Here is a 20,358-nt window from a genome sequence, read left to right on the forward strand (position 1 = left end):
TGAGACACTTCTCCGCCGCGGCGGATCAGTGTGACGACTCCGACATAACATCGTTAAAAATTAAAATGCTGAGGACTCCGGATGACGGAGGAACTACCGTGTTCAATCTCTGATAAATAAGGGGTCTGTAAGAGTGCCAGAAGGAAAATCATATTTAATTTTATAAATTGTGAGCCTTCCCAAATTATAATGGGCTAATCTTTGATATTCTTCTTTAAACCTTAAATAATGATTGAAAGCAGCAATGTCCCGGCCTTTGAAGGCATCATGGTTCCGATGGTGACACCTCTACTTTCCAATGGGGAATTGGACAAAAAGGGCGTCGAAAGGGTCGTCAAACACTTGGTCAACGGTGGCGTTCAGGGTATTTTCATTCTTGGGACTACCGGTGAAGCCGCAAGCCTCAAGCCTGCAATAAAAAAAGACCTGATCGAAATCTCCTGCAAAGAGGCCAATGGAAAAACGCCCGTTTTTGTGGGAATTACCCATACAGCTTTGGAAGTCAGTCTCAAACTGGCAAGGTCTGCCAAGGAAAACGGCGCTGTAGCAGTGGTAGCTGCATTGCCCTATTATTTTGCTTTGGATCAAGATGATATTTTCCATTACTATGTGAAGCTAGCCGACCATAGTCCGCTGCCTTTGTTTTTGTACAATTATCCGGTGATGACCAAGTCTACCATTGCTCCCGAAACGGTGCTGAAGCTGGCAAAACATGCCAATATCATCGGATTGAAAGACAGTTCGGGCAATGGCGTTTACTTCCAGAAATTGATCCCCATCAAACAGGAATACCCTGAATTTTCCTTGCTTGTCGGCCCTGAAGAAATGTTGGCGCAGGCCATCCTTTCAGGCGCGGACGGAGGAGTCAATGGCGGTGCCAATATTTTCCCTTCGCTGTATGTCAAGATGTTTGAGGCTGCAAAAGCGAGGGATTTTGAGAAAGTCGATCAGATCCAATCTCTCATTTTGGAGATTTCAAACGGCCTATACAATTCCAGTCCAAAGAGTTCAAGCTACCTTTGCGGCGTCAAGGAAAGTCTCTATTTTTTGGGGATTTGTGAACCCCATCTTGCGCCTCCGCTACTTCCCGTGGACAGAAAGCACAAGGAAGACATCATTCAAAACCTGGAAAGAATTCTCCTGAATATCAGAAATGTTTAAAATGTATGTTCGCAATGATGCCAGTAAATAAGATATCTATTCTAATTCTGGTATGCGGACTTAAAAGCCCGGTACATCTGTCTTCCGACTTCGGCCTTCCGTCCCGTTTGAAGAAAAATATGGGTTTCCTGGCCGAGAAGCGGATAACCATAATGCTTAATCCCTGAATTCTGTTTTCCAAACCATGAAAATCCACAGCCTCGACTTGATCGTTTTCCTGATTTATATGCTTGGAATCGTTGGTTTTGGGGTTTCCTTTTACTTCAGAAAAAATTCGGCAGCTGATTTTGTCACCGGCGGGGGAAAATTACCGGCTTGGGCTTTGGGGATGTCGATTTTCGCCACCTACGTGAGCAGCATCAGTTTTTTGACATTGCCGGGAAGCGCCCTTCAGGGCAATTGGAATGGATTTGTTTTTAGCTTATCGATTCCTGTCGCTGCCTTCATCGCTGTCAGGTATTTTGTCCCCCTCTACCGAAAACTCCAAAATCCTTCCGCTTATGCTTTTTTGGAGGAAAGGTTTGGTCCTTGGGCAAGGATCTATGCATCGAGTTGCTACCTCCTCACCCAACTCGCGAGGATGGGCGCCATTTTATACCTTTTGGCTTTGCCTATGCATGTGCTGTTTGGCTGGAACATTCCTTTGATTGTCCTTTTTACCGGATTAGGAGTGGTGGTCTATGCGGCTATGGGCGGGATTTCGGCGGTGGTTTGGACGGATGCTGTACAGGGAATTGTCCTGATTGCAGGTGCTGTGGGCTGTTTTGTTTTGATTGTCTTCCAAATGCCGGAAGGAATCACGCAGATTTGGGATATCGCCCGGAGAGACAGCAAACTCTCTTTGGGAAGTCTTTCCTCGGACCTCGGGCAAAGTACCTTTTGGGTGGTTTTGGTCTATGGTCTATTCATCAACCTTCAGAATTTTGGCATTGACCAAAGCTATATACAGCGGTATAAAAGTGCCAAAACAGAACAGGAAGCCAAAAAATCCACTTGGCTCGGAAGCTTGCTTTACATTCCCGTCTCCTTGCTTTTCTTCGTGATTGGGACGAGTCTGTATGCTTATTACCAAGTATTCTCCGACTCCTTGCCACTTGAACTCCAAAGTATTGAGCAAGCCGATAAAGTTTTTCCTCATTTTATTGCAACGGTTTTGCCACCGGGAATTTCAGGATTGGTGATTGCTGCCATTTTTGCCGCCGGGATGAGTACCGTTTCTACAAGCATCAACAGTTCGGCAACGGTCATTCTCGAAGACCATTTCAAAAAATACATCCAACCTAATCCTTCTCAAAATATCCAAATCAAGGTTTTGCATGTAGCATCTTTGGCAATGGGAATCACAGGACTTTTGGTCGGATTGGCCTTCAACGGCGTGGAAAGTGCTTTGGAGGCTTGGTGGGCTTTGGCTTCGATTTTTAGCGGAGGCATTTTGGGTTTGTTCTTTTTGGCACTTTTGGGAAAAACCAAAACCAACGTTCCCCCCATTGCAGCAGTCCTTTCGGGATTGGCAGTGATTGCGTGGATCAGCTTGGGAGAATTCCTTCCCGACACAATCAGGCCTAACTTTACGCTGCATAAAAATTTAGCCATCGTCTTTGGAACAATGGCCATTTTCATGATGGGGTTTTTGCTTGGATTGGTTTTTAATCCAAGCAAAAGGGAGGAAAAAGTAATTTAAAATATGTGTACGGAATGATGCCTGTGAAAAGGTGATTAAATATAAATCATGATATGAAAATGAAATGTCCGGTACATCTGTCTTCCGACTTCGGTCTTCCGTCCTGTCTGTGTTATAAAATTGGTTTTCTGGCAAAGAAGATTATGACTATATAATTTAATCCTCTTTTTTTGCCTCTAATGGTATTTCAGGAAAAGAATCGATGACATTTCCGTCTTCATCTATCGAGACAAAACTCCAACGATTTTCTTCCACTGTGAGCAGCGTAAATGCCCTGATAGATTGGGCTTTGTTCAGGTACCAAGTACTGTCGACAGAATGGATTTTTCTTGGCGTAACTCCATACGAACCGTCACCTACATAGATGATCCCGTCTTCGTGGACTTCCATATTCTTGATCGGAAAGGTCCTTTTGTAAGCATGGTCATGATTTTCAAAGGCGATCTCCACACCGTTTGCCTCAAAGATCGGTGTCCAAGTTTCCCTGACCAAGGTCTGTACCCTATCGCCATATTCCCTCACGGAAGGATAACCCGGAACATGGTAAATAGGAATTTTATGATTTACATTTTTCCTATCTTCTAAAGTTTTTGTCAACCATTCTGTTTGTACTCCAGGAATCGGGTTGGAATGCTCTGTGTCCAAAATGATCAAACTCAGGTATTCGCCAAAGTCGAGGACATTGTATCCGGGTTGGCCGGGGAAAGAAAATAGGCTGTAAAAATAGGGTGCGATCCGTGCCCTGAATTCATTGTTTTGGACGTAACCTTGGTGCTTGGTATAATAACCGCCTACCACTTCATGATTTCCCGCTGCCACAATGCAGGGCAGAATTCTATTGTCGGCCGTCACCAAGGTGGTTTTATAGGCATCAAACCAATCGTAAATCCTTTGGATATTTTCGGCAAGGCCATTTTCGTAAGCCATGTCTCCTCCGATGATTACAAAGTCCGGATCTTGCACAGCCACAACGCGGTTGGTTTTCTCCAACCATTCCTTTTGGTGCATGGAATCTCCTCCGATGGCGATTTTGAGGGATTTGTTATTGAGGTTTTTTGGAAGGGTTCGAAAGTAGTAGACCGATTCCGATGAAGCAAACTTGAGTTCATATTCGGTATTGGGCTTCAAACCCTGAATTCCAACCCGATGGATATACCTTGGGGAAAAAGGATAAGGCAGCACATCACTTTCAAATGAATGCCACTTCTCTGTTCCTTTCCTTCTGAAATACAAAGTCGTCGGATTGATCTCATCCATGTGCCAATCCACATCCATTGTCGTCGTCGGATCCGAAGTCCAAGTGAGGTAGAAGGCATGGGGTTCAGTTTGGGCAAAGCCTAACTGGGCTATGAGGACAAAGCTGAAGAGGAAAAGGATTCTTTTGAAGTTTGTCATGGGAGGAAATGGTTGGTATTGGAATCTAAAGCTAACGGCTAAAATTAGGGTTTCAAAAAATGGTTGAAAATTTAACTTTGGCATAATAACCCCCCAAGGCTTCAAAACCTTTGGAGGGTTGATTTTTCAATTATTGGTTTTCCCTTAGCCATTCTTTCATCGCCAAGTATACACCATTTGTCCAACCGAATCCATCCTGAACCGGATATTCACCTCCCCCGGCCTCTAGGCTGAGGTCCTCCACGTTATATTTTTCCATCATCTTTCCGGTACGGTCAAAAACCGATTCGTTGAGGTAGGTCCATCTTTCCGCCAAAGTCTTGGCTAGGTCTTTTCTGCCATAGTTGAGCATGGCCTGAAAACCAATCCACTGTAGCGGCGCCCAACCGTTGGGAGCATCCCACTGCTGTCCAGTGTTGAAATTGGTTGTCACCAATCCTCCCGGCTTCAGGAAATTCTTTTCAACATATTCCAATACCCGAGCTCCTTGTTCTGAAGTGGCCATTCCGGAATACAGCGGATACAGCATGGCCAGCGAAGGTCTTCCTACTTTTTCCTTAAACTTTATATGGTAATCGAGATAGATTCCTTGTTCCTCTTCCCAACAATACCGCTCAATTCCCTCCATCCTGTTTTTATGGAACAGTTCCATCCTGGTGATTTCTTTGGAATCCTCTTTCTCGAGCTTCATTCCCTTGATGATAACCCTCTCAGTTTCGGCAAGCAGCACATTGAGGTCAATGGGAATCAAGGCAATGGTCTGCACACTTCTCAGGTCATTGGGGTCATAGAGCCAACGTGAACTGAAATCCCAACCTGATTCACAGGCAGCCCTCAGGTTACGGAAAAGCTTTTCCGGGAAGCGGGTGGATTGGTCAGAAAGCTCCACATCCTCCACAAAGGATTCTGCCCTTGGGGTATTCTCATCATCCCAATACCTGTTCAGCGCGGTGTCGTCATCCATCCTGACGACACGGTTATAGTATTTTCCAGGCAAAGGAATCTCTGTTTCCCCTTCAATCCAGAATAGATATTCCATCCATATCTCAGGTTGGTATTTCTTGATGATTTCTTCGTCTTCTTTTGCTTCAGCCAACAATTCCACCATTTTGGCAAAAAAAGGAGGCTGCGATCTCGATAGGAAGTAAGTCCTATTGCCATTGGGAATATGGCCGACGGTTCGGATCAGATGGGCAAAATTATCCACCATGTTTTCGATCAGGTCAGTTCTTCCCGAGACTTTCAACCCCAACATGGTAAAATAACTGTCCCAATAATAGATCTCCCGAAACCTTCCACCCGGCACAATGTAAGGATGTGGCAAAGGTATCAGACTGGAATTTTCAACTTCTTCATCCGCTTCTCTGGTAAGGAGATCCCATTGCAACTTGAGCCTGTCCTCTAGGTTGATGGCTTTGGGGAGATTGAGTTTTTTGTATTCCGGTTCTTCGGGATAATCAAAGTTTTTATCAAGAAATGATTTCAGGTCAAATCCCGGGGTTTTAATTTCCTCGTAAAAATCCTTCAAAATGTCATGGACATCCCGTTTGGGAATGCTGTCCACGAAAGTCTTGGAATCAGGAAAAACCCCGCTCATCTGGATCACTTCAAAAAGTTCCAGGTAAATGTCTTCCGGTTGTTCGTAAAATTTCATGCTGCTTGTTTCCTGACTTGAATGTTCAACAAAATTAATATGAGGCAAAGTCCTACAATAGGAATAAGTGAAAAATAAAAAGCGGTTGTTCCTCCGTAAGACTCAAAGATATTTCCAGCGATGATCGATCCGGTTGTCCCGCCCAAGGCAGAAAATACCACAATCAGGCCTGACATCGAACTTTGCATATACCTCGGCAGTGCACTCAGTACAACGGAATTGATCGTGGGATAAATCGGTGCCAAGAAAATCCCCAATATGGGAAATAGGTAAACAACAAAAGGAGCATTGAACCAGGTGATGGTTTCATTCATGACAGGTTGATCAGAAGTGAGGGGCAAAGTCAGCAAAACACAGGCTCCCACAAGTATGGTACAGGTCAGCGTAAAGGTGAGCCAATGGATTTTTTTCAATACAAACCCTGCAAGCAACCTCCCTATCGCCAATGCTCCTGCCAAAACAGCGCCGGCTTGAATCCCCATACTTGCCGGGACTTTCAAGACATCCTGATAGAATGTCGGCGTCCAGGTCATGAAACTTTGCTCAATAAGTACAAACAGAAAAGCCGAGGCGGCAAATACCAAGACAAGCGGTTTGGCAACGAGTTTGATCATGTCGAAGAATTCATCAGAAGCTTTGGTGTTTTCCCTTTTGGATTCAGTTTCGTTGATCTGGGCAAAAAAGAGCAACAAGGCAGCTACCAAAGTCATTGCCCCGAGGTACCAATAAATGTTCAGCCAAGATTGGGAGGTAGGGTCGCTGTCGTTGACAAACAGGCTAAAGAATACATTGCCAAGCAATACCCCGACCATAAAGAATCCCTCAATGGTACTCATCAGGCTGCTGTGTTCTTTTGGAGAGTCAGTCACCAATCCGATCGTCGCAAAGACGCTGACTTTGATGATCGCAAAGGAGACTCCGACCACGGCAAACAAAACTTTGAAATACCAGAACTCATCGGCAATCACCGGCATCAGAAAGCACATGGCCGCCACTGCAAACAAAGCGATCAACATGCCTTTTCGGATACCGAGTTTGGGAAGAAAGGAAGCGACTATAAAAGAGAAAATGGCAATAGGCAAATCCTTGAAACCTTCCAAAACCGAAGCTTCAGCCTTACTGACATCGAAAGTCCGTTGAACCTGTAGGATGACCGCCCCCACCGAATTGAGCAACACGGCGAATACCATATAGTTGAAAATCAGGGAGAGCCGGACGAGTAATTTTGAGTTCATAGATGATGGTTCACGAAAAGGTACGATTTTAGATTTCAAATCCCACAAAGACACAAAGCCACAAATTATTAATTCTCTTTGTGTCTTCCTGACTTTGTGGGCTTTTTTTCTTCAATTACTTTTCCAGCAAGTACCACCCACGTGGGTCGACCTCAACCGGACCTGCACTTTTTACCACAACAGGCTTGGCAGAAAGCACATGTCTTTCCATTCCATTGGAAGTCCGGATCTCGACAGGCATGGAAAATGTGATATTGGGCAAACTCACAGCATAGCCTTTTTTCCCTTTTTTGGATACTTTGACTTTTGGGATGCGGATGCTTTTTAGGTACATGTCAAAAAACCCTTCCAGATCCTGTCCTGTGTAATGCTGCACAAAACCTGTGAAGTCGTCCGTTTCTACAAGGTTTTCATAGATGAATCTTTCGTCAGAAGCAAAGGCTTTGAGCATCGGAAAAAAGACCTCATCTCCCAAATAATACCTTAAAGAATGGATGATAAAAGCTCCTTTGGTATAAATCTCAGGATGGTAAGCATAGTCCGAAGTGGAATTTCTCGGCGAAACAACTGGTCTTGCATTGGCGATTCCTTTTCGGACCGAAGCGACTTTTTCTAGGTAGGCTTCTTCCCCGCCATGCTCTAGGTAAAACAACCAATCCCCATAAGCCGTCAGCCCTTCGTGCAACCAAAAATCTGCCCAATCCTTCACAGAAACCTTATTCCCAAACCATTCGTGTCCGAGTTCGTGGTGCAGCAGCCAATCATATTGAACTGTCCCCATGGGTACAAACTGGAAATTGTTTCCATAGGCATTGATGGTCTGATGCTCCATGCCGAGATACGGGGTTTCGACTACCGCGATTTTGTCATTGGGAAACGGATAGGGTCCAAAATATTTCTCCAAAGTCTTTGCAGAGTTGTCCAATACATCCAAAAGCGCTTTGGCTTTGTCCCTGTTTTCTTGCAGGACATAGACATACATCGGGATTTCGGTCCCGTCGGAACTTGTGAAAGTCTTGGTTTCCTGATGGAACACACCCAAAGTAAAATTAACGTTGTAATTGTTGATGGGATATTGGGTAGTCCAATGGTAGGTTACTTTTCCATCGGATTTTTTGGTGTCCACAAGCCTCCCGTTGGATGCTACAAAATAGGGTTCAGGTGCAGTGAAAATCAGGTCCACGCCATTCAGCGGTTCACTCGAAGGATGGTCAAGGCTGGGCATAAAGATTTTGGCGCCTTCGTTTTGGGAAGACAAGCCCATCCAATGGTTGCCCAATTGGTCAATTTCCCATGTAAAACCACCGGTCCATGGAGGACGGATGGCGATCGGAGTTTTGCCTCCATAGTGGATCTCCACGTCCTGACAGGTGCAGTCTATCGGAAAAATATCCAACGTATCCCCAAAATGGAGGAAAGCGATTTCCTTTCCATCCATGATGATTTTGCTGACTTGATATTCTTCGATAAGATTTAGTCTCAAGGTGTCCAATTTCTCTTTTGAAGAAAAAGTAACCCTGTTGAAGCCTTGGATTTTCTGTTTTTCGGGAAAAATCTCCAATTCAAGGTGGTAGTGCATTACCTGAAACTTTGCCTGCAAAGGATCAATCGGCCCACCCCAAGCCCAGTTTTTTTGGATTTGCGAAAAAGCGAAATTTGAGGATACGAGTATGATAAAGATAAACAAGGTGCGCTTCATGGTTTTGGAATTGGTAGTAGGAATGGCAATACCGAAATTCAATTTGGTGAAAAGAGAGGTAAAAAAGAAAGGGAATTATTCATTATGGAACAGATAGGGAATCTCTCAAATTATAATTTTTAAAATTTCGTAAAAAAAGAGCCTGAAATATAGGATAATTTACCCTTTACAATAGAGAAATATTCATTGGAAAATGAGAGGGAGAAAGGTCGAGCCTTACTTTACTTTTCATAAAAAATAAAATCGAGCGGCTCGATATTCTTGAACCCTTTATCTGCTGAAATCAGTGGTATATCAAGATACAATGACGTTCCGGCTATTATGCTATCCGGCAATTTGATAGGATAATTTTGTCGAAGGTCTATGGTGAATTGTTTGATACCTGCTGTGATATCGATGATCGTGCATTGTGACAACAATATATTTATTTTACTTTTTTCCTCTTGGGAAAGAGGCCTGAAACTGTAAAGCTCAAGTTCAGTAACGAAGGAAACATATATATTCTTTCCTTCTAATATGCTTACCAATGTGGAATCTCCCTGCATGAGATAAAGTAAGACATTTGTATCTACCATCAACTTATTTCCATTCATCACGAAGCTTTTTTTGGATTTCCATTGGGCTTTCATCAAGATCAATAATGCCCGAAAAATTAGAAGCCTGAAATCCTTTTTTCTTTTTTGTGGAACCAGCTAAGGTTTTTTGAATTTCTTCTTTGGTAGAACCTTTTTTGATAACTCTTAACATGTTGTATAGATTTTTCTGTGAATATAATCCAATTTGATCAAAAAGCTGTTTTGGTCGCCCCTCTTTAATTCATAATTAAAGTTTCTTTGGGTCTAGATATAAACCCATTGAATCCGAGACACAAAAGATTAGTTTATTTAATGCTATTTTGAAATCCTAAATATTAATGTATCAAAACTATCTTCCTTTACTATTGAAATAAAATTTGAATTTGAGCTTTTCAAGATTAAGTCTCCCGGTTCCAAGATATTCCGAATTGAAATTGACCCATTTGATTTTATTTCAGAAGAAGTTGATACTCCTCTTTTTGAACCATCCCAAAGTTGAAAATAAACTGAATTACTGCTTTCTCTAAAACTCGATCCAAAAAATGGATCCCTTAAAACAAGAACATTTGAATTTAAACTGTCGCTAAAACTTATAGATAAATACTCTTCATTAATCTTTTGTATTAATTTCCTGTTTTCCTTTAAATCATACCTGTATTTTAAGTAGACCATACCTCCGAAAATCAAAAATACCACTAGATTCGCTACAACTTTTTTCATTACTTCTGGCATAATACCTGATTCTAAAACCCATCAAATAGATCCTCAATTTATTTAACTAAACCGAAACAACCTATCTCTTTAAAAAACTAAACTCATTTACCAAACTGATAATTCCAAAAAAAAAGGAGCCTCTCAGCTCCTTTCTTTATTTTTCAAATGTTATACTTATGCCTCAGCCTCTACATATTCCTCAACAGGAATACAGCTGCAGACAAGGTTTCTGTCACCGTAGGCAGAATCGATTCTTCTGACGGTTGGCCAGAATTTATTCCCTTTCACATATGGCAACGGATACACTGCCTTTTCCCTTGAGTATGGGAAATCCCAATTATCTGCCAAAGCCAGTGCTGCTGTGTGCGGTGCATTTTTCAAGACGTTGTTTTCTTTGTCTGCATTGCCGTCAGCAACTTCCTGGATTTCATGTCTGATGGCGATCATCGCATCACAGAACCTGTCAAGTTCAGCCATGGTCTCAGACTCCGTCGGCTCGATCATCAGCGTTCCGGCCACCGGGAAGGAAACTGTCGGCGCATGGAAACCATAGTCCATCAACCTCTTCGCAATGTCTTCCACCTCCACACCAAAATCTTTAAATGCCCTGCAATCCAAAATCATCTCGTGTGCAGCCCTGCCGTGGATCCCTGTGTAAAGGATAGGATAATGCGCTTCCAATCTTCCTTTGATATAGTTTGCATTCAAGATGGCGATTTTAGTGGCATTGGTAAGTCCTTCTCCTCCCATCATCGCGATGTAAGCGTAAGAAATCGGAAGGATGCTTGCACTGCCAAAAGGAGCTGCAGATATCGCGTGGATCGCTTGTGTTCCGCCTGTCTGCACGACAGGATTTCCAGGAAGGAATGGCACCAACTGCTTGGCCACACTGATGGGGCCCATACCAGGTCCACCGCCACCGTGAGGAATACAGAATGTTTTGTGGAGATTGAGGTGACAGACGTCAGCACCGATTCTGCCCGGGCTGGTCAGACCAACCTGCGCATTCATATTCGCTCCATCCATATAGACCTGACCGCCGTTGTCATGGATGATCTGGCAGATTTCTTGGATAGCCTCCTCAAATACCCCGTGGGTAGAAGGATAAGTGACCATCAAGGCCGATAACTCATTGGAATGCTCTTCGGCTTTGGCTTTCAGGTCTGCGACATCGATGTTGCCTCTTTCGTCACATTTCACCAAAACTACCTTCATTCCCGCCATCACAGCAGAAGCAGGGTTGGTACCATGGGCGGAAGTTGGGATCAAAGCGATGTTCCTGTGGTGATCGCCACGGCTCATGTGATAGGCCCTGATGACCATCAGACCGGCATATTCGCCCTGGGCACCGGAGTTTGGCTGCAAAGAAGTATCTGCAAAACCGGTGATTTCAGTTAGCCAATTTCTCAGATTTTGGAACATTTCATAATATCCTGCTGCCTGATCTTGTGGACAGAACGGATGGAGCTGACCAAATTCCGGCCATGTTACAGGAATCATTTCGGTGGTGGCATTGAGTTTCATGGTACATGAACCCAATGAAATCATCGAATGAACCAAGGAAAGGTCTTTATTTTCCAGTCTTTTGATATACCTGAGCATCTCGTGCTCTGAGTGGTATTGGTTGAAAACCGGATGCGTCAAATAATCGGAATTCCTTTTGATGCCTTCCGGAAGGTTGATCTCAAGTCCTTCGATCAATTCTTCCCAAGTTGATTTTATCTTTTGGTTGGTAGATTTTGCAAAAACCTCCACGAGGGTTTTGACATCCTTTACAGTTTTGACCTCATCGAAGGAAAGTAAAATCGCGCCTTCTTCGTACCTGAAATTCAATTCTGAAGAAACAGCAAACGCTTTGATTTTGGACTGCTGAACTGAATCGGTTTTTATTTTGATGGTGTCAAAAAAGTTTTTGTTCATCTGCTCAAAACCAATTTCTGCAAGGGCTTTGGCTGTCAATTGCGCCAAGCCATGAGTTCTCAAAGCGATTTCTTTCAAACCCTTTGGACCATGATAGACGGAATACATCCCCGCCATCACTGAGAGGAGTACCTGCGCAGTACAGATATTGGAAGTTGCTTTTTCTCTTTTGATATGTTGCTCACGGGTCTGTAGCGCCATTCTGTAGGCTTTATTTCCGTCTCTGTCTAGGGAAACACCGATGATACGACCAGGAACCTGTCTTTTGTAAGCTTCTTTGGTAGCAAAAAAGGCAGCATGCGGACCGCCATAACCCATTGGGACACCTAACCTTTGGCTTGTGCCGACCACAACATCAGCTCCCATTTCTCCAGGAGGAGTCAATAATGTCAAGCTCAATAAGTCAGAAGCAAAGGCGGTCAAAACATTGTTCTCTTTTGCAGCTGCTACCAAATCAGCGTGGTTGATAACTTCACCATCCATGTTTGGATATTGGACCATTACCCCAAAAAGATTAGGATCAGTCAAGTCCAAAGTGGAAAGCGGTGCAATCACCAATTCGATGCCTATAGGAGCCGAACGGGTGATCAACAAATCCCTTGTTTGTGGGAATATTTTTTCATCAACAAAATAGGTATGTGCGTTTTTCTTTTCCTTCGGCTTGGAAGCATAGAGCATCGTCATGGCTTCGGCAGCAGCTGTGGCTTCATCAAGAAGGGATGCATTTGCCATCTCCATTCCTGTAAGGTCCATGACCATGGTCTGATAGTTGATGAGCGCTTCCAAACGGCCCTGGGCGATTTCTGCCTGATAAGGCGTGTAGGCGGTGTACCATCCCGGATTTTCCAAAATATTTCTCAAAATCACTCCCGGCACGATGGTATCATAATAACCCAATCCGATGTAAGATTTGAATATCTTATTTTTAGAAGCCATTTTTTTGAATTCCTTCAAAAATCCTGCTTCGGATTTGGCCTCGGGAAGGTCCAAAGGTTTCTCCAATTGGATGGATTTGGGGATAGTTTGATCAATAAGTTCGGTCAGGGAAGCTGCTCCGATTTTACTCAGCATTACAGCGATTTCATCAGCTGAAGGACCATTATGCCTATTTTCAAACTTTGTAGAGGTATTGAGATTAATCTTCATGTCGATAAATAAGGTGGGATTTACTTGGGTTATATTCTCCTCGATTTTTGGTTGTGCAAAGGTAAGAATTATTGAATGATTATGGATTTCAAAATCGAAGAAATACACCCAGTAAACATCCAAATTGATAAACGGTTTTAATGTAATTGGAATTATTTTTATGTTTAAATCCTTAATTTGAATTAGCTCAATTATAACTTATGAAAAAAAGAATTTGGATATCGGGAGCATTATCTCTTTTGCTTTCATTGAATCTATCTGCACAGGATGCCACCGCATTAAAGTACGCTTCGACCATCACAGCTGCTGATTTAGAAAAACACCTCACTTACTTGGCCTCCGATGAATTGGAAGGAAGAAACACAGGAGATAAAGGCCAAAAAATGGCAGCAGAATACCTTGTTGAATTTTATAAAGGATTGGGATTAGCAGGTCCTGTTGACGGTTCTTATTTACAGAAATTTAACCTAGTATCGGTCTCCTATCCGGAAATAAACCTTACCGTTGGAAAGCAAAAATTGGTCAACAATGAGGATTTCGTGTTTCTTGGTGATGGCGATCTAAAAAAAGCTGCCAAAGCAGAATTGGTTTTTCTTGGTCTCGCATCTGAAGAAAACATGAAGAAAGTGGATGTAAAAGGAAAATTGGTTGGACTTTGGGCCATTGGTGCACGGTCACAGACTGTAATCCAGGACATCATGAAAGCCGGTGCGGCAGGAATCGTTATCGTGACCATGGAAGGTCAGGCAAACTTTGACCGGATCGCAAACAGATACAAGTCTTTGAGCGGTTCAGGCAGGTTGGGGTTTGAAGAACCTACCAAGCAAGAACCTGTTTTCTTAGTGAGCAGTGATAAAATGGCAGCTTTATTTGATACTCCGGTGGAAACATTGAAAGAAGCAGCTAAAAACAATCCTGAATCTATCAAGGCGCAGAAAGCGAGCTACCTAATCAAAAAACAAAACAAACTCGTTCCTACTGAAAATGTCATGGCCTACCTTGAGGGTACGGATAAAAAAGAGGAAGTATTGGTGATTTCTTCGCACTATGACCATGTCGGCATCAACAGCAAAGGTGAAATCAACAACGGCGCTGATGATGACGGTTCGGGAACAGTTTCTGTCATGGAGATTGCAGAGGCTTTTGCCATAGCCGCCAAAGAGGGGAAAAAGCCAAGAAGAAGTATTTTATTTCTTAATGTAACGGGAGAAGAAAAAGGCCTTTTAGGTTCCGAATATTATGCCGACCATCCGATTTTTCCCTTGGAAAATACTGTCAACAACATCAACATTGACATGGTAGGCAGGATTGATTATGAATATCAGAATGCTGAAAACAAGGATTATGTCTATGTCATCGGTTCGGAAATGCTTTCTTCTCACTTGAAAGTCATCAATGAATACAATAATATCACTTATACCAACCTGATCTTGGATTACAGGTACGATGCGGCAGATGATCCTAACAGGTTCTATTACAGATCAGATCACTACAATTTTGCAAAGCATAACATTCCTGTGATTTTCTTCTTCAATGGCGTGCACGACGATTACCATCAACCAACGGATACGGTTGACAAGATCGAATTTCCTCTGATGACCAAAAGAGCAAAATTGATTTTCCATACTTCTTGGGATCTTGCCAACAGGGCTGAAAGAACGCCTGTGGATGGGACTAATGATAGGTAGTTGATCAGATATTAATTGATATTGGATATTGATAGATATTGATTAGGATTTAACCGTGATCGATGCTTCAAATTGCTCCATTTAGGTTTGAAGTTTTTGCAATAAAAAAAACAAATAGCCATTCATTTCTTTGATTCAAATGATTCTGACCTTTCTGGTTTTTCCAAATCAGAAAAAGCAAAATCAAAAGGGTTAGAGGGGTGAATGGCTTTTTTTTGAACAATTTTTTTATCCATCTACTTTAAACTTCAAAAAAATGGGCGAAGGTTAAATGGATTTTTGAAAAAAGAAAAAAGAGTTTCAGGAGACCAAATCAAATTTGATTTCAAGGCCGAATTTCAAAACTTCGTTGGCAAGCGGGTTTGATTCCACAAACTCTTTTTCTCTAAAGGGATGTGGTTCAATCCTGCTATCGATTGTCCTTCTGATTTTCATCAATTCAACTTGCTTTTCTCTTGTATTTGGAAAATCGTTCAAAATAACAGCAATATCGATATCACTTTCTTCAATCTGGGATCCTTTTGCAAAAGAACCAAACAAAAAGAAACGAGCATCACTATGTGATTCTAATACCTTGATAGCGAATTCCTTGACGATGTTTATAATTTCCTTCCTATCCATTCCCTTAAAATAGTGATTTTTTCAATCCAATTGATGGCAAATTCCCGATTACAAGTCTTGTAAAATTCTTTTTTATAATCATCATACCTTGCGGCCAAATTAAAGCTCGTGATTTCGTCCAACCAATCTGAATATTCAACATCAATATCCAATCCACTAAGCTCTGCCAATCTAAATAAATTATGGGTAAATGGAGGATGATTCTTATGTTTCTTTACGTAGTAAGCTTTTAAGATTTTTTCAACAGAAATATGTCCCAAAAACAAGGACCAATGATAGGTCTTTGACTCAAATAACTTTTTCATGGTTTCAAAATCTTCATTAGATGTTTCAAGCCAATGCGAAACAACTTTATCATAATCTTTGATTTCTTCTTTTTTACCCATCTAGACAAATCTAAAAAAATCAACCTAGATCACCTCCAAACTGAAATGAATTATTTCTACCCAAAAATATTTTTAAATTGGATCTCTGATAGCCTCCAATGAATCCAAAACTGATTTTGAATATGAAATTTCCCAAAATACCATTATCCCTACTTCTAAGTATTTTTCTCCTTTCTTGTTCTGAATCCGACTCCTATAAGCACCTGGACTATTCCGGTTGGGAGACTTTTGGCGGAACCAAGGATGCAGCACGTTATTCTTCGCTTGATCAGGTGAACAAAGAGAATGTCAAAAATCTGGAAGTTGCATGGATTTACCATACCTCGGATTCTACCGCCAGGTCACAGATCCAATGTCAGCCAATTGTAGCGAATGGAATTCTTTACGCCACTAGTCCGCAATTGAATGTTTTTGCTTTGGATGCGGCTTCCGGGAAGTTACTTTGGCGATTCAATCCCTATCAGATGCTTGGTGGACAAAACTCCTGGGCCGGAACCAACCGTGGGGTTACTTATTGGGAAGAAGGCGAGGATCGGCGCATCATTTTTTCTGCAGGGAATTGGCTCATGGCATTAAATGCCGATGACGGCAGACCGATCACCACTTTTGGGGATGCCGGCAAGGTGGATTTACAAAAGGAGCTTGATACAGATTTACAAGAATTCCTGATCGTATCTAATACTCCCGGAGTGGTATACAAGGACAAACTGATTTTGGGCATGCGGCTTTCGGAAGGATTGGATGCCGCACCGGGGCACATTCGTGCATACAACATCAAAACAGGAAAGCGGGAATGGATTTTCCATACCATTCCGCATCCTGGGGAATTTGGCAATGATACCTGGCAGGAAGAATACAGGGAGTTGATCGGTGGAGCTAACAATTGGGCGGGAATGAGTCTGGATGAAGAAAGAGGAATCGTCTATGTTCCTACTGGTTCGGCGACTTATGATTTTTGGGGAGGTTACCGACATGGCCAAAATCTTTTTGCCAATTCCCTTATCGCTTTGGATGCAAACACCGGACAGCGGATCTGGCATTTTCAGGCAGTCCACCATGACATCTGGGACAGGGATTTCCCTGCCAATCCAAATTTAATCAGAATCAAAAAAAATGGGAAATGGTTAGATGCCATCGCACAGACATCCAAGCAGGGATATGTCTATACTTTTGACAGAGTCACCGGAGAACCGGTTTGGCCTATCGAAGAACGGGAAGTTCCCCAATCTGACATTCCCGGCGACCAAAGTTGGCCCACTCAACCGCATCCGACTTTGCCCGAACCATTTATGCGGATGGTATATGAAGAAAAAGACATCCTGAACCTAACTCCCGAGTGGGAACAGGATATCAGAAAGAAGTTGGAGAATGTGAAATATGGCCATATGTGGCTACCTCCCAGCGAGCAACATGGGATTGTGCTTTTCCCGGGGATGGATGGAGGTGCGGAATGGGGAGGCTCCTCATTTGACCCATATACGCAGACCATGTATGTAAATGCCAATCAGATCCCTTGGGTGATCCGCATGACAGCAAACCCAAAATTTGAAAATATCGGTCAGGGCATTTATGTAAACTATTGCGCCAATTGCCACGGAATGTCAAGAAAGGGAAATCCTCCTAGCATGCCGGCTATTGAAAATCTGAAGGCAAAATACACCAATACATCACTTTCAGATCTTTTGAAAAGTGGAAAAGGAGCCATGCCGGCTTTTGCACATATCCCTGAGTCAGACAGAAAGTTGTTGGTAGATTACCTCATGGGGATCGAAGAAAATGCCGGTGCAGAAAAGAAGGAACTCGAAGGCGGAAAAGAAAAACTCAATCCTCAATACTATATGAATGGCTATTCCAGGTTATTGACTGAGGATGGCTATCCTGGCATCAACCCACCTTGGGGCACGCTGACGGCCATTGACATGAATACCGGAAGAATTAAATGGCAATCTATCTTGGGGGAATTTGAGGAACTGACTGCAAGGGGAATCCAAGCGACCGGCACCGAAAATTACGGGGGGCCTGTTACCACCGCAGGTGGATTGGTGTTTATCGCCGCGACCAAAGATGAGAAGATCAGGGCATTTGACAAGGATACCGGAAAAGTCCTTTGGGAAGCCCAACTTCCGGCTGCAGGCCATGCCACTCCGGCTGTCTATGAAAAAAATGGCAAACAATACCTCGTCATCGCCTGCGGGGGTGGAAAAGGAACAAAATCGGGCGATGCATATGTGGCTTTTGCATTGCCTGACATAAAATAACAATAACCCAAAAAACACATGAAAATCGCAGTTCTCGGTTCTGGATTTATAGCTAGGTTTTATGCTGAATCTCTCCATGCCCAAAGGAGAAAAGATCATATTCATATGGTGTATTCACGAAGCCAGGCCAATGCGGGTAAGTTTGCGGAGGATTATCATCTCTGCTATTCTACCTCTGACATGTGGGAGGCAATTTCTCATCCTGAAACAGAAGTCGTACTGATTGCTCTGCCCAATCACCTTCACTTGGAAGCAGTACTTGCATGTGCTAAGGCAAAAAAGGCAGTATTGTGCACCAAACCACTTGGAAGAAACGCCAAAGAAGCCAAAGAGATGTTGGATGCGGTGGAAGCTGCAGGGATTTTTGCCGGATATTTAGAAGACCTGTGCTACACACCAAAATTCCTCAAATCTGTAAAAAGCATCGAGGAAGGTAACATCGGCAGGGTTCTTTGGACCAAATCCAGGGAAGCACATCCCGGTCCTCATAGCGATTGGTTTTGGGATAAGGAAAAATCAGGTGGCGGTGCCATCATAGATCTTGGCTGTCATTGTGTGGAAATTGGCAGGAATTTTATCGGGAAAAATATCAAACCCCTAGAGGTAATGTGTTGGGCAGATACGCAAGTGCACCCTATAGAAGCCGAAGACCATGCCATCGGTTTGGTCAAATATAACAATGGGGCTATCGGTCAATTTGAGGTTAGCTGGACATTTAGGGGAGGAATGGATTTAAGAGATGAAGTGATGGGAACAGAAGGAACAATATGGCTCAATAGTTTTTTGCGGACAGGATTTGAGATGTTTAGCACGGGTAAAGGAAACAGCTATGTAGCCGAAAAAGCTGAGTCAAACTCGGGTTGGTTGTTTCCCGTGGGGGATGAAGCCCACGAACTTGGCTATCCCCATATGTTTACGGATATGTTTGAGTCTTTGGAAAAAGGAATTCCTCCCCGGGAGACTTTTTATGATGGATATGTGGTCAATGCAATTTTGGACGCAGCATTTCTTTCTGCCAAAACCAAAAAATGGGAGCCGGTAATTATCGAAGATTGGCGTGGAGATGAGGGGAACTCCTTATCCGGTAAATTTCAGGAATTTGACAAAGATCATTTCCTAATCAAAAAAGAAATCCTCCCTTCGGGCGTCTCTAAGCTGATTTTGAAACACAAAACAACAGGGGAGGTCATCCAAAGGGAGGTATAAATTTATTTTTTGCCCAAAAGTGTTTTGACACCTTCTAAAAGTTGCTTGAATCCTTCCTTGAAATGTTCTTTGGATTCTTCAATGTTTGGTTCTAGTTCTTCTTTCTTTTCTTGGTAAAGTTTTTCAACTTTTTCCTTGCCTTTTTTGAACTCAGCTTCCAAAGTCGTCCTTTTTTCCTTCAGGTCATCGATCTTTTTTTCAATCTCAACCTTGGCCTCCCCGCCTGCTTGGGTTCCTTTTTCAATTAATTCCTCTATTTTAGTACCTATATCACGAAGAATAGATTCTACTTCTTCAAATCCTGTTTTTTTGGCTTCCATAATGGTGTTGTTAGATTAAATATAAAAAATACAATGGTCTCGAATATACTAACTAAGCTACAAACTACCAGCAAACTCAAATATAATTTGTTTGAAATGACAGAGGCACTTTTCCTTGATTTGGAAAAAATAAGTGGTCAATTAGCAAAGGAGATCGTTGAGGCCAACAAAGAAGGAATTCCAATTCCTATAAAAGTCGAAAGGACAAATCCGTTTGAATTTATCTTTAGGATAGGAGGAGATGTATTGATTTTCATCCTGCAGAGCAATATTGTCAGGCTACCTGATGAAAATTACCTCAGCAAATCAAAGTACCTGAAAGATGATGTAACCCTGAGGTATTTTGGACAGATTCTCATCTACAATTTTTTGAGTGACACCATTGATTTTGGGAGGCTTGAAGATCCTGGTTACCTGATAGGAAGGATCATGCTCAACAAGGAAAATAAATTCTTCCTTGAAGGGGATAGAAAAATTGTTTTTAATTTTCCCGAACTCAAAGAAAACCCAATTAATCCTGAGAAGATGCGTGATTTTGTGGAAGAACTGGTGGTATCGGCCTTGGAAAATGACTTGCTGGCCCCCGCCTTTACAGACATCATGCTGATCACTTATCAACAAAAAATAGAACACATCTCCGGTTTAGGCAATCCACAAAAAATCGGGTTTGATTTTTTTGCCAAAAACAAAGACAAATGA

At 42.6% G+C, this 20,358-nt stretch carries 17 protein-coding genes; 6 read left to right on the forward strand and 11 right to left on the reverse strand.

Annotation, left to right across the window (positions count from 1 at the left end; translation table 11 throughout):
- The first annotated feature begins 228 nt into the window (after positions 1-228).
- Together MMU07_RS02400 and MMU07_RS02405 are read left to right on the forward strand one after the other, a co-directional pair.
- The gene (locus MMU07_RS02400) at positions 229-1,161 is read left to right on the forward strand and encodes a dihydrodipicolinate synthase family protein (protein WP_241124239.1); all 933 of its coding nucleotides are present in this window, start codon (positions 229-231) and stop codon (positions 1,159-1,161) included.
- A gap of 184 nt (positions 1,162-1,345) precedes the next feature.
- Entirely contained in the window at positions 1,346-2,842 is a 1,497-nt protein-coding gene (locus MMU07_RS02405; protein ID WP_241124240.1) for a sodium:solute symporter family protein, read from the forward strand.
- Between the two features lie 156 nt (positions 2,843-2,998).
- Here MMU07_RS02405 and MMU07_RS02410 read toward each other — a convergent pair whose 3' ends face one another.
- The 8 genes from MMU07_RS02410 to gcvP all read right to left on the reverse strand — a co-directional run bounded on the left by MMU07_RS02410 (position 2,999) and on the right by gcvP (position 13,180).
- Positions 2,999-4,237, reverse strand: coding sequence for a purple acid phosphatase family protein (locus tag MMU07_RS02410; RefSeq protein WP_241124241.1), 1,239 nt, complete (start codon positions 4,235-4,237; stop codon positions 2,999-3,001).
- Between the two features lie 130 nt (positions 4,238-4,367).
- Complete coding sequence (treF, locus tag MMU07_RS02415; RefSeq protein WP_241124242.1) at positions 4,368-5,891, reverse strand: alpha,alpha-trehalase TreF; 1,524 nt, start codon at positions 5,889-5,891, stop codon at positions 4,368-4,370.
- Positions 5,888-7,126, reverse strand: coding sequence for an MFS transporter (locus tag MMU07_RS02420; RefSeq protein ID WP_241124243.1), 1,239 nt, complete (start codon positions 7,124-7,126; stop codon positions 5,888-5,890). The genes treF and MMU07_RS02420 overlap by 4 nt, the downstream gene beginning before the upstream one ends.
- Before the next feature lie 115 nt (positions 7,127-7,241).
- Entirely contained in the window at positions 7,242-8,825 is a 1,584-nt protein-coding gene (locus MMU07_RS02425; protein ID WP_241124244.1) for a M1 family metallopeptidase, read from the reverse strand.
- Positions 8,826-9,046: 221 nt separating this feature from the next.
- Positions 9,047-9,418, reverse strand: a complete 372-nt coding sequence (locus tag MMU07_RS02430) for a type II toxin-antitoxin system VapC family toxin (RefSeq protein ID WP_241124245.1) — start codon at positions 9,416-9,418, stop codon at positions 9,047-9,049.
- Positions 9,405-9,572 carry a hypothetical protein gene (locus MMU07_RS02435; protein WP_241124246.1) on the reverse strand — a complete coding sequence of 56 codons (168 nt, stop codon included), beginning with the start codon at positions 9,570-9,572 and terminating at the stop codon, positions 9,405-9,407. The genes MMU07_RS02430 and MMU07_RS02435 overlap by 14 nt, the downstream gene beginning before the upstream one ends.
- Positions 9,573-9,715: 143 nt before the next feature.
- The gene (locus MMU07_RS02440; protein ID WP_241124247.1) at positions 9,716-10,132 is read right to left on the reverse strand and encodes a hypothetical protein; all 417 of its coding nucleotides are present in this window, start codon (positions 10,130-10,132) and stop codon (positions 9,716-9,718) included.
- A 156-nt stretch (positions 10,133-10,288) separates the two neighbouring features.
- On the reverse strand, positions 10,289-13,180 hold the full coding sequence (gene gcvP, locus MMU07_RS02445; RefSeq protein WP_241124426.1) for an aminomethyl-transferring glycine dehydrogenase: 2,892 nt from the start codon (positions 13,178-13,180) through the stop codon (positions 10,289-10,291).
- A 200-nt stretch (positions 13,181-13,380) separates the two neighbouring features.
- Between gcvP and MMU07_RS02450 the strand changes: the two genes are divergently transcribed.
- Positions 13,381-14,868, forward strand: coding sequence for a M28 family metallopeptidase (locus MMU07_RS02450; protein WP_241124248.1), 1,488 nt, complete (start codon positions 13,381-13,383; stop codon positions 14,866-14,868).
- 300 nt (positions 14,869-15,168) lie between these two features.
- Here MMU07_RS02450 and MMU07_RS02455 read toward each other — a convergent pair whose 3' ends face one another.
- Positions 15,169-15,489: a nucleotidyltransferase domain-containing protein gene (locus MMU07_RS02455; RefSeq protein WP_241124249.1), complete on the reverse strand. Its 321-nt coding sequence runs from the start codon at positions 15,487-15,489 to the stop codon at positions 15,169-15,171.
- A complete protein-coding gene (locus MMU07_RS02460) occupies positions 15,468-15,794 on the reverse strand; it encodes a HEPN domain-containing protein (protein WP_241124250.1) in 327 nt (108 codons plus the stop codon). The genes MMU07_RS02455 and MMU07_RS02460 overlap by 22 nt, the downstream gene beginning before the upstream one ends.
- A 203-nt stretch (positions 15,795-15,997) precedes the next feature.
- Here MMU07_RS02460 and MMU07_RS02465 point away from each other — a divergent pair, with 203 nt between their 5' ends.
- Positions 15,998-18,133: an outer membrane protein assembly factor BamB family protein gene (locus tag MMU07_RS02465; RefSeq protein WP_241124251.1), complete on the forward strand. Its 2,136-nt coding sequence runs from the start codon at positions 15,998-16,000 to the stop codon at positions 18,131-18,133.
- Positions 18,134-18,151: 18 nt separating this feature from the next.
- Complete coding sequence (locus MMU07_RS02470; RefSeq protein WP_241124252.1) at positions 18,152-19,339, forward strand: Gfo/Idh/MocA family protein; 1,188 nt, start codon at positions 18,152-18,154, stop codon at positions 19,337-19,339.
- Positions 19,340-19,341: 2 nt separating this feature from the next.
- Here MMU07_RS02470 and MMU07_RS02475 read toward each other — a convergent pair whose 3' ends face one another.
- On the reverse strand, positions 19,342-19,659 hold the full coding sequence (locus MMU07_RS02475; RefSeq protein ID WP_241124253.1) for a sll1863 family stress response protein: 318 nt from the start codon (positions 19,657-19,659) through the stop codon (positions 19,342-19,344).
- 96 nt (positions 19,660-19,755) lie between these two features.
- Between MMU07_RS02475 and MMU07_RS02480 the strand changes: the two genes are divergently transcribed.
- The gene (locus tag MMU07_RS02480) at positions 19,756-20,358 is read left to right on the forward strand and encodes a hypothetical protein (RefSeq protein WP_241124254.1); all 603 of its coding nucleotides are present in this window, start codon (positions 19,756-19,758) and stop codon (positions 20,356-20,358) included.

This window comes from Cognataquiflexum nitidum, from assembly GCF_022538055.1.
Taxonomy (GTDB): Bacteria; Bacteroidota; Bacteroidia; order Cytophagales; family Cyclobacteriaceae; genus Cognataquiflexum; species Cognataquiflexum nitidum.